Raw genomic sequence first — 567 nt, forward strand, 5'->3', positions numbered from 1 at the left:
CGGACAACCTTGTTACCCTTGGCCATAGCCCGGTCGCTGGTGCATCCCCCGTCGCCAGCGGCCGGGTTTTTCCCTGCCGCGCCTCACCCGCTGCGGAGGGGGCCGCCTCCCCCGGCGGGCTGCTGAGCACTCCTCGCGCTCAGGACCGCACAAGAACGGCGATACGAGCTTCCACCAGTGGCGGCGTTGTTTCACGTGAAACAACGCCGCCACACGCGGCTCCGACAACCGGGGATCAGCGTGCTCCGGCCAGGTCAGACGCCGGGGAGGCGGACGCAGATGGCCGTGACGGTGACCGTGACGGGGAACTGGCTGGCGTTGCGGATGGTGCCTCGCCACGTGCGGTTGCCGCTCGGTTCGGACTCCATGAGGTACACACCACTGCTGATCAAGGGGGTTTCGGACACTCCGCCGCCCGCGACCACGGTCCCGGAGGGACAGGTGGCGGTGAGGGTGCACAGGCCGTCGGGGTTGCACGTCTGGGTGTTGGACACCTGCACGTAGCGGACCGGCTGCTTGGCCTCCTTCTGGTCAGCGGAGGTGGCCGCCGAAGCGGGAGTGCCGGTG

At 69.1% G+C, this 567-nt stretch carries 1 protein-coding gene; it reads right to left on the reverse strand.

Annotation, left to right across the window (positions count from 1 at the left end; genetic code table 11):
* Positions 1-254: 254 nt before the first annotated feature.
* Positions 255-567: hypothetical protein (locus tag IE312_RS26525; RefSeq protein WP_189984849.1), on the reverse strand; the 313-nt coding region annotated here is incomplete at its 5' end.

Origin of the sequence: Streptomyces capoamus, assembly GCF_014654935.1 — a bacterium.
GTDB classification, from domain to species: domain Bacteria; phylum Actinomycetota; class Actinomycetes; order Streptomycetales; family Streptomycetaceae; genus Streptomyces; species Streptomyces capoamus.